Source organism: Schinkia azotoformans LMG 9581, from assembly GCF_000307855.1.
Taxonomy (GTDB): domain Bacteria; phylum Bacillota; class Bacilli; order Bacillales; family Bacillaceae_J; genus Schinkia; species Schinkia azotoformans.
Genome location: NZ_AJLR01000040.1, coordinates 162,939 through 172,575 on the forward strand (window position 1 = coordinate 162,939; position 9,637 = coordinate 172,575).

At 36.2% G+C, this 9,637-nt stretch carries 11 protein-coding genes and 1 riboswitch; of the genes, 10 read left to right on the plus strand and 1 reads right to left on the minus strand.

The window, feature by feature from the left end:
* Positions 1 to 120: 120 nt before the first annotated feature.
* The 10 genes from BAZO_RS05105 to BAZO_RS05150 all read left to right on the plus strand — a co-directional run bounded on the left by BAZO_RS05105 (position 121) and on the right by BAZO_RS05150 (position 7,911).
* On the plus strand, positions 121 to 882 hold the full coding sequence (locus tag BAZO_RS05105) for a copper amine oxidase N-terminal domain-containing protein (protein ID WP_003330253.1): 762 nt from the start codon (positions 121 to 123) through the stop codon (positions 880 to 882).
* Positions 879 to 1,199 carry a hypothetical protein gene (locus BAZO_RS05110; protein ID WP_003330254.1) on the plus strand — a complete coding sequence of 107 codons (321 nt, stop codon included), beginning with the start codon at positions 879 to 881 and terminating at the stop codon, positions 1,197 to 1,199. Before BAZO_RS05105 ends, BAZO_RS05110 begins: the two co-directional genes overlap by 4 nt.
* The gene (locus BAZO_RS05115; protein ID WP_003330255.1) at positions 1,199 to 2,143 is read left to right on the plus strand and encodes an FAD:protein FMN transferase; all 945 of its coding nucleotides are present in this window, start codon (positions 1,199 to 1,201) and stop codon (positions 2,141 to 2,143) included. Before BAZO_RS05110 ends, BAZO_RS05115 begins: the two co-directional genes overlap by 1 nt.
* 1 nt (position 2,144) lies before the next feature.
* Positions 2,145 to 2,690, plus strand: coding sequence for a ferric reductase-like transmembrane domain-containing protein (locus BAZO_RS05120; RefSeq protein ID WP_003330256.1), 546 nt, complete (start codon positions 2,145 to 2,147; stop codon positions 2,688 to 2,690).
* A 48-nt stretch (positions 2,691 to 2,738) separates the two neighbouring features.
* Positions 2,739 to 3,419: a response regulator transcription factor gene (locus tag BAZO_RS05125; protein WP_003330257.1), complete on the plus strand. Its 681-nt coding sequence runs from the start codon at positions 2,739 to 2,741 to the stop codon at positions 3,417 to 3,419.
* A complete protein-coding gene (locus BAZO_RS05130; RefSeq protein WP_003330258.1) occupies positions 3,400 to 4,716 on the plus strand; it encodes a sensor histidine kinase in 1,317 nt (438 codons plus the stop codon). Before BAZO_RS05125 ends, BAZO_RS05130 begins: the two co-directional genes overlap by 20 nt.
* A 20-nt stretch (positions 4,717 to 4,736) precedes the next feature.
* Positions 4,737 to 5,312, plus strand: coding sequence for a hypothetical protein (locus BAZO_RS05135; protein ID WP_003330259.1), 576 nt, complete (start codon positions 4,737 to 4,739; stop codon positions 5,310 to 5,312).
* A 108-nt stretch (positions 5,313 to 5,420) separates the two neighbouring features.
* A complete protein-coding gene (locus BAZO_RS05140) occupies positions 5,421 to 5,615 on the plus strand; it encodes a hypothetical protein (protein ID WP_003330261.1) in 195 nt (64 codons plus the stop codon).
* A 118-nt stretch (positions 5,616 to 5,733) separates the two neighbouring features.
* Entirely contained in the window at positions 5,734 to 6,960 is a 1,227-nt protein-coding gene (locus tag BAZO_RS05145; RefSeq protein WP_003330262.1) for an MFS transporter, read from the plus strand.
* Between the two features lie 150 nt (positions 6,961 to 7,110).
* Positions 7,111 to 7,911, plus strand: a complete 801-nt coding sequence (locus BAZO_RS05150; protein ID WP_003330263.1) for a Cof-type HAD-IIB family hydrolase — start codon at positions 7,111 to 7,113, stop codon at positions 7,909 to 7,911.
* A gap of 169 nt (positions 7,912 to 8,080) precedes the next feature.
* Here the strand turns inward: BAZO_RS05150 and BAZO_RS05155 are convergent, their stop codons facing one another.
* On the minus strand, positions 8,081 to 8,854 hold the full coding sequence (locus tag BAZO_RS05155; protein ID WP_003330264.1) for an alpha/beta hydrolase: 774 nt from the start codon (positions 8,852 to 8,854) through the stop codon (positions 8,081 to 8,083).
* Positions 8,855 to 9,086: 232 nt separating this feature from the next.
* A riboswitch (SAM riboswitch) is annotated at positions 9,087 to 9,190 on the minus strand.
* Positions 9,191 to 9,637: the final 447 nt, after the last annotated feature.

The window sequence follows — 9,637 nt, forward strand, 5'->3', positions numbered from 1 at the left end:
AATTTTGTTGGGGCTGACCGTTGGGGTGGCCTCATTTTTTTTCGTAAATGATAAAAATATTTATTTTTTCACTTTTTTTTCATTTTCGCTGGTTAGGATGTAAGTGTGGAGGGATTGAAAATGAAAAAAATATATTTAATACCGGCGGCCTTTCTTCTTTCAAGCAGCATTTTGAGTTATGCCCTAGTTGCTAAGGCAGATGATGATCACAAGGAAAAAAATTATTACAAGTATTCTGACCAGCGAAATTATGAACAGCTAGATTATAAAAAAGATCGTTATGAAGATGATGATGACTACAAAAAATATGAGCATTTCGAAAAGGACCGCTATAAAAACTATGATGAATATGAGAAACATCATGACGATGATGACGATGATGACGACGATGATGAATACGAAGAAAATGAAGACTATTACTATTATGATCAACACCAAATAAATGTAACCAAGGAATCATGGTTCAAATGGTCGAGATCAGTTGCAGAACCAACTGAAATAGCGGCATTGCCGATCAGTCAAGCAACGGAAATCTTACTAAAAATGAATAACCAAGAGCCGATCAAAATTGAGGCCCTTCCAAATGGTAGTCAGCTTTTAGTACCTGTAGAAGAGGTGGCCAAATACCTTGGGGCTAAAACGGTTATTTATCCTAAATCAGAAATTATGGAGATTAATAAAGACAACATGCAGCTAATCGTTCGCAACAATACAAAAGTCGTTTATGAAAATATGAAAAAAACGCCAATGCAAGCCCAGGTTACAAAGAAAAATGATCGGTATTATATGCCTATTTCGGTACTGGCGAATGGTTTAGGTTATCAAATAATGGAAACAACAGCAAATAATCAAATAGAAGTAAAAGGTGGCTCACAGTTATGAACAATAAATGGATGAAATGGATTGTAGGTGTTGGCGGGATTTCGGCATTTACGCTTTTTCTACAGACGATTAATGCTAATGATCAAGCATCGAATGTGAATGAAGACTTTGCCTTAAACGAAAATATGAATGTGAACGTGGTAAATGCTACAGAAAATACTGGAATCAATAAAGATGAGCGGGAGCAACAATTACTTGCATTAGATTGGGATGAAAGTAATTGGGATGTGGAATACAGCAATGAGACGATCATCGCTTCTCCAAGAAACGGAATACCGTATTTAGACCGCGCTGAAGAGCGGACAAGGAGATCATGATGCTGATGCAGGAATATTATTTTCAATGCAAAGCCATGGATACCCTCATCGAAATTGCCGGAACAGGTAAAATTGATTTGTTTGAATGGGAGAAGGAAATTGAGAATTGGTTCGAACAATTTGAAAATATTTGCTCACGCTTCCGCCCAAACAGTGAGCTTTCGCTTTTGAATAATCAATCTATTGATACCATTATTCAAATTGAGCCGACTCTTTATCAAATTATTAAAAAAGCAAATGATTTTGCTGTGCAAACAGATTTCTATTTTAATCCATTTCTGGGCAAAGCCCTAAAAGCTTATGGGTATAAGGAAACTTTTAATGAATTCAAGGACAAAAACGATGTAGAGATTGAACCCTATCAATATGAAGGATATATCAAAGAACCGATTGAATTTTTACCAGTGATGAATGGTGTGATCAAAAAGGGAGATTACGAAATTGATCTTGGTGGTATTGCTAAGGGCTGGAGCGTTGATAAAGTCGCTTCCATTGTAAAAGAATTAGGGCTTGAAAATGGAATTGTGAATGCCGGAGGTGACATCTTTGTTTGGGGAGAAGAGGAAAGAACGATTGGTGTCCAGCACCCGTCCTCGGAGCTTAGTGATAAAGATATTATTCAATTCAAAATGCGGAACGGGGGAATTGCAACCTCAAATACGTTATACCGAAGCTGGAATGTAGGTGGGAAACGAGTTCACCATATTTTAAATGGAAAAGAGGGCATTCCCTCTGAAAGTGATATTGTTCAAGCAACGGCTTTCTCATCCAATACAGCAGAAGCTGATGTAGTAGCAAAAATATTGTGTATGCACAATTTTAAAGAAGCAATCCCCTGGCTAACGAAGCACTTTCCACATGCCGGCTGCATTGTAGTTAAAAATGATGGCCAAGTAGCTATTAGTCAATCAGTAAAAAAATATGTTACAAGGATCGTGATGTAATATGGCTTTACCTACATGGGAGCTTATTCGTGCCGCAGGCTTAACCTCTTATTTCTTACTATTTGTTTCTGCAGCTTGCGGCATATTGTTTAGTATAAAAGTTGCAACACATAAGACAAATCAACTTTTGCAAATCACTCACCAATCAGCGGGCTGGATTAGTTTACTATTTGGCTTATTTCACGGCCTACTTTTATACATTGATACTTACAAACCCTATACATTAACGGAAATCTTTATTCCATTTACAACAAAAGAAGAAACATTACTAAATGGCTTCGGTACCATTTCATTATATCTTTTAGTACTGCTGTTCATTTCTGGGGATATAATGAAAAAAATTGGGGCTAAAGTATGGAGAAGAATTCACGGTTTGGCATTGCCATTGGTTATTATCGCCAGTGTCCATGGTATTTTATTAGGAACGGATGCTAGCAATGCTTGGGCAATTATCCTTTATGCCGGCGCACTTGCGATCATCCTCTCATTATTAATTGTAAAATTGCTTCTCATTAAAGCAAAAACAAAAAAGGTAGTAAGTGCATAGGAAAATTTTGCTATATAATGTAGTTAAAAAGACAAGGTGTTGGTGAAAATGTTACTCCTTTTAGCAGAAGATGATAAACGATTAGGGAATCTAGTTGTTCATATGTTGAAAAAGGAAAAACATCAAGTAGACTGGGTGCAAAATGGGGAAGATGCCCTCCTTTTTGCAAAAAATTCTAACTATGACTTGATTATTTTAGATTGGATGATGCCGAAAAAGGATGGGATTACAGTTTGTAAAGAGCTGCGTTCATACGGATATGATGGGGCAATTTTAATGGTAACAGCCAAGGACGGATTGGAAGACCGTGTAAAAGGCCTTGATTATGGAGCGGACGATTATATTGTTAAACCATTTGAATTTGCAGAGTTATTTGCGAGAATTCGTGCATTGCAAAGGAGAATTTCTAAACCGTTAGTGCAAGACGAAATTCTATCAGTTGGTTCAATCCAGTTAAATGTTGTCACCCATGTTGTTGAAAAGGATGGTCAGGAAATTCAACTAACACCAAAAGAATATCAGCTCTTGGAATTGTTTTTACGTAACCCAAACCAAACATTGCCTAGAGATTTATTGATAGATCGAATTTGGGGCTATGAAGCTGAAGTAAGCAGCAATAATTTAGATGCCTTAGTACGTTTATTAAGAAAAAAAATTGAAGATGACGGCTCTCACCTCATTCAAAATATCAGGGGAGTAGGTTATAAAATTGAAAAACAAACTGTTTAACCACACCCAATGGCGATTAACTCTATTATTTACGAGCTTTCTCATTATTTTTCTAATTTCGTTTATTCTAATCACATATTTTTCATTGCTTTCGATTGTGACACACGACCAAAAAGAGAAAGTAATTGCATTAGCACATGAAGAAATGGAAGACCATCGTGAGGATTTGTTCGAATGGTATTTTAAAAAGAAAGAAAAAAAACACGATAAAAAAGATGCGATTGAATATAAACCGGAAGCAAGAACATTTTATTTTGTTTTATCAAGAGATGGAAATTTAATTGACGGGGATGAAAACAAACCGGAGATTCGTTCCGAAATCCTATCTCATATCAAGAGCTGGCAGCCCGAGGAGAATGAAGTAAAGAGGATTAGTATTCATTTGGAAGATGGGTCAAAGGAAGATTTACTTCTATCCGGTCGTCCAATCTTTGAACATGGTAGTTATTTAGGAACGATTTATGCAGGTACAAATATTTCAGAAGAAACAGAGATAATACAAACACTTCTATTCATATTAATCGTCCTATCGATTATTTTTATTGCCGCTTCTGCTTTACTAGGCTATTGGATGGCCGGCAGAGCGATGGTGCCAATTTCAAACGCTTTTAATAGACAAAAAGAATTTACAGCAGACGCTTCTCATGAATTAAGGACGCCGCTTAGTATTTTACAATCATCGTTGGAAGTAATTGAGGCAGAAGATCGTGAAAATCTATCACCATTTTCCGTTACGGTGTTGGATGATCTAAAAGATGAAGTAAAACGAATGACACATCTTGTCAATGATCTATTGCTCCTGGCCCGTACTGATCTTGGTAAAGAACAAATAAACAAAGACTGGTTTTCGATAACAAGCGTCCTTGAAAAATTACAAAGAAAATTTCAATATGAAGCCGAAAAGGCTGGTGTTCATTTGAGTGCTTCACTTGAAAACGAAGTCAAGGTCTTTGGTGATGAGGAAAAAATAACACAATTGCTATTTATCTTAGTGGATAATGCCATTAAATATAATGTGCCTGGGGGAGATGTACAAGTCTCGGCAGTAAAGGATAATAATCAAATTAGGATTGAAGTTAAAGATACAGGTGTAGGTATTCCGTTAGAACATCAAAAAAGAATATTTGATCGTTTTTATAGAGTAGACCAAGCAAGGTCAAGAGAGAAAGGAAGCAGCGGAATCGGATTGTCAATTGCTGATTGGATCGTCCAAGTGCATAATGGCAAATTGGAAGTAAGAAGCGGTGAAGAAGGAAAAGGGACGACATTTACAATCCTTCTCCCATTAATAAAATAGAAAAGGAGCAATGAAGTAAAATGAACGGTAAAACTAAAAGAATAGTTGGTGGCTTTCTAGCATTATTGCTTTTGTTAGTTATATCATTTGTTGCCCAGCCAAGCTTTGCTGATGATGATCACAACAAATATCGCGAAGGTGAATTTTACAATGGCCATTATGACAAGCATAAACATGATGAGAATGAGGCTCTAGAGGAAGGCGGAGAATTATTGGGATGGGGCACGGTCATCGCCATTGGTGGTGCAGGCGCATTAATGCCCTTAAGAAGAGGATCTCGTAGTATAATTAAGAAATTTCCAAATGCTAAAAGTGGGATTATTTCTGCTTTAAAATTCTTAGGTAAGTCACATATTTGGATCGGGGCATTAGCCCTTATATTAAGCTCCGTCCATGGGGTGATGATGTATTTCAATGAAAGGGAATTTGGATTTGACGAAATATCGGGGACAATTTCTGTTGGACTTATGGCCATTGCCGCTGTCTTCGGTGTCCTATTAATGAAAAATAAAGGAAGCAAACAATATCGTTCGTTCCATTTTGCCTTTCTAATCGTAGCGGTCATAATTGGGGCAGTCCATGTTTTAATTTCATGATATTGCCAGTGAATGGACAATGGTATATGATATCAATATGATAGTTTAAAGATAGTATATAGATAGCAACTTGATATCATAATCATAGCGGAAAGGCGTGTAATAAAAATGATGGATCAATCAAGGGTTCAACTGAACTTAAGAGTGCCTATCGAAACAGTTCAAAAGCTGGATGAAATCGTTGAATTTTATCAAAAAAACACGAAATTCGGCAGGGTCTATAAGGGAGATGTGCTGACAGATATTATAGAAAAAGCACATGCTGCTATGATCAAACAAAGCCATTTTACTAAGCAATATTAAAGATGTAATGACAGCCATTACATCTTTTTTAGTTTCTAAACAAATAAGTTTACAAATGTTGGGATAGATTTTATAGTATTCCTTATAACGGTTTCAACTGTTGGAAAGGGTGCTACTAGTGATCAATGAAGCAAGCGAGCGAATATTTACAAAAAATTTTGTCTTATTATTTTTAACGAACTTCTTCCTTTTTATAGCCTATTACTCATTCATTACCGCTTTACCTATTTATGTATTAGACGAATTAAAGGGGAGTGAAGCTCAGGCTGGGTTAGTTGTTACAATGCTATTAATTTCCGCCATCATCGTTAGACCATTTTCGGGAAAAATATTAGAGTTGTTCGGAAGAAAAGAAACGCTCATTATTAGTTTAGTTTTTTATCTGTTCGGAACAATCATGCACTTTTGGATCATTAACTTTTATACTTTAATGGCCCTTCGGTTTTTTCATGGAATTTGGTTTAGTATTATTACTACAGCTACTTATGCAATCGCAGCGGATATCATTCCTGAGCATAGGCGTGGGGAAGGTTTAGGTTATTTTACAATGTCAATGAATATTGCCATCGTTGCTGGTCCCTTCATTACAATAGCACTTTTAGGAACCTCAACCTTCCAGACACTATTTAATTTACTTACTGTATTAATGGTTGGAACAGTTTTTATTACAACGTTTATTCAGGTTCCAAAGCTTGAAATTAATCAATTACAGTCAAAACTTAAATTTAGTATGAATGACCTGTTTGAAAAAAAATCAATTCCAATTGCGGTCATAGCCCTTTTACTTACTTTTGCCTATTCTAGTATACTATCTTATTTAACAATCTTTGCGAAATCACTCGGATTATTAGAAGCCGCAAGCTATTTCTTTATAGTGTTTGCAGCTTCCATGCTAATCGCTAGACCATTTGTTGGCCGTTTATTCGATAAAAAAGGTCCAACAATCGTTATTTACCCGTTAATCATTTTGTTTTCTATCGGTCTATTCCTATTAACGGTCACAAAATCGGCCTTATTGCTAATCGTTGCAGCAGCATTCATTGGAATTGGTTACGGAAGTCTAGGTCCGTGTTTCCAAACTTTAGCAGTGCAATTTGCGGGGAAAAATAGAAGCGGGCATGCAACAGCCACCTATTTAACTTTTTTCGATATTGGTATAGCGGTAGGGGCCTACGTATTAGGGCTCATTGTGAGTCATTTTAGCTATTCAGGATTATTTTTATTTGCAGGTATTGTTGCGTTATCGATGCTAGTTCTTTTTAAACCAGTGTACAATAAATCTCAAGCGTTAGTAGAGGAATCCTTTAATGAAACAGCAGTTCCTTTAGAAGTGAAAATGAAATAAAAGAAAAACAGATTTATAGGATATAAGGTTATCTAAAATGTGTATAGTAGTCACTTCTAGATAACCTTTTTGTTTTTTTACCGTATAATAGGTTAAGATAATTAAGTGTAATAATTAATTTATTTAACTTTATTTGTAGGAGAAGAGTTCATGATTAAGATGATAATAAGTGATTTAGATGGAACGCTGCTAAGTTTTGATAATAAGGTTCACGATAACGATATTAATGCGATTCATGCCGCCCTACAGCAGGGCATTGATTTTTGTTTAGCTTCAGGGCGAAAGGATCTAGATATACAAGCAGTGGCTAAAATAATCGGAGGCAATAAATTTCATCGCATCAGCCAAAATGGGGCTTTTGTCTTTTCTAGTGATAATCACGAACTTCATCGTACTTCGTTTGAACCGGCAATTGCTAAAAAATTATATGAACGAATAATCGGAGAAGATGTCGTTACAATTTTATCAACGATTGACAGGGAATATGTTGAAGTTAAAGATGAAGTAATCCGTAAAATTGAAGAAAGGCTTTTCAGTCAAATTGAAGAAGAAAGAGAATTGAAAGCAAAGATAGGGAAATCAATACATACATCAAAAATAATAATTAATGGTGCAGAAAATACAATTAGACAATTACAACAGGAATTAATCGAGACTTTTCCCAATGAATTAGATACCTTTATTTCAGAATCCAAAATACTAGATGTCATGCCTAAAAATATTAGTAAGGGAAATGCAATTAAAATACTAATGGAAAACGTAGGTTTATCCCCCAATGAAATTGCCTGCATTGGGGATTCCTATAATGACATCCCCATGTTCCAATTAACAAAGAATAGCTTTGCAATGTCTACAGCGCATCCTGACGTAAAGAGAGAGGCGAATTTCATTGTAGAGACTGTAGCGGAAGCAATTGAACAAATACTTACTTCCTCTAAGGTTAGATCTTAACGGAAGCCATTTATCCTCACCAAAAGGGTTGCGACTCTGGTTTGATAGTACATAACCTGTATTTATCCTCACCAAAAGGGTCGCAATCCAAATTTGATAGTACATAACCAGACTTTATCCTCATCAAAAGGTGTCGCGTCTTCATTTGATTGTAGATAATCTAGCTCATTTAAGAAACTTTGTATCCACTTAAAGCATTTATTACTGTTTTCCGAATGAATCCTTCGGTATACTCAACAATATTAAATTTATCAAAATCCATGGTGGCTACATGATAAGAATTCGTTAATTCAACAATCTTTTTGGACCATGATGAAACATTGTGATAAACGTAATCCGTGCTTTCAGCCGGCACAACATGATCATCTAAAGATTTGAACAATAAAAGGGGACTTGTTATCCGTGAAAGATTTTCCTTACCAATTTTAATTACAGTTAACAGCTGCTTAATGGCATGCACAGGTACAGCAGGATAAGTAATTTCGATTATGCTGTCATCCTTAATATCAGGTTTCCCTTCCTGAACATAATCAAAATCATGGGCCTCTTTATACAGCTCATATCCTGGGACAGAAAAGGCCGCATTAATTGTAATTACCCCGGCCGGATTTACTTTATTAGCTAAAATAAGTGATAAAACTCCTCCCATTGACTGCCCGGCAATAAAAACATGGGAACAGGTTGATTTTAGTTTGTCATAGGCATGTTCAAGTTCTGTGAGCCAATCTTGGAAGATGGTTTCTTCCAGCTCATCAGAATGCGTCCCATGTCCTTTTAAGCGTGGCGCATAAACTGTAAAGCCTTTTTCTGCAAGATGATTTCCAACAAATTTTACACTTTGTGGCGTTCCAACAAAACCGTGAATTAATAATATTCCAATTTCATTTCCTTTTATGTAAAAAGATTCTGCTCCAGGGATTACTTCATATTTATTAATTGTCATTACAATCTCTCCGTTTCTTAAGAAATTTGTGCATAATGGTCTAGCTTCAGCGCCCAGTGACTAGTGGACTTCGCCCACCTCCCTACGATAAGTCAACATCGACTCGCAAAAGCTCGTCGTGTTTCCTTTATCTCAGTCGATGTGCTCCAGTCCTTACGTCGTTGACCGGGCGCTTCCACTTTTCTAATAAAAAACTCCTTCTGCTCGTTGCAAAAGGAGTATTTTTTACACACTTTTATCAACCAAAGCAGAGCTTTGTTGGTAGGAGCACCTTTCCTGATGGGGAGGTTGCTGTGAAGTCATAGAGCCAATTCTCTCGTTCACTCTTGATAATCATTTATTTAATTTTTCCGATAAGAATACTATGTTTTGAATAATAACATGTTTTCATCCATTTGTAAATATCTAAAAATACAAAAGGGCACTTTAATAAAAGTGCCCTTTCTCGCATTGAGGCGACTGACTGCATGCCACATTCATGCATTCCCTTATAGGGCGTGTCAATCGACTTACACAATTCAGCTCATCGCAAAAACTACTATACCATGTTATTCATATAAATTGCAACTTTTAAAAAATTTTCATAAAAGTCTGTTATCCTTCGCAGTTTAGATTTACAATAGAAAGTGAATTTATTTTTTTAACTTTATTCGAGAGAAGTCCCCTCGTCCATAAGTATAGTAGGATTAACGTAACCGGCATTCAATACAGGGGTCAAACCCACCCTGAATAAAGTTAAAGCCTCCGGCGGATGCCACAGATTTTCAGAGGTAGTTTTTCGAA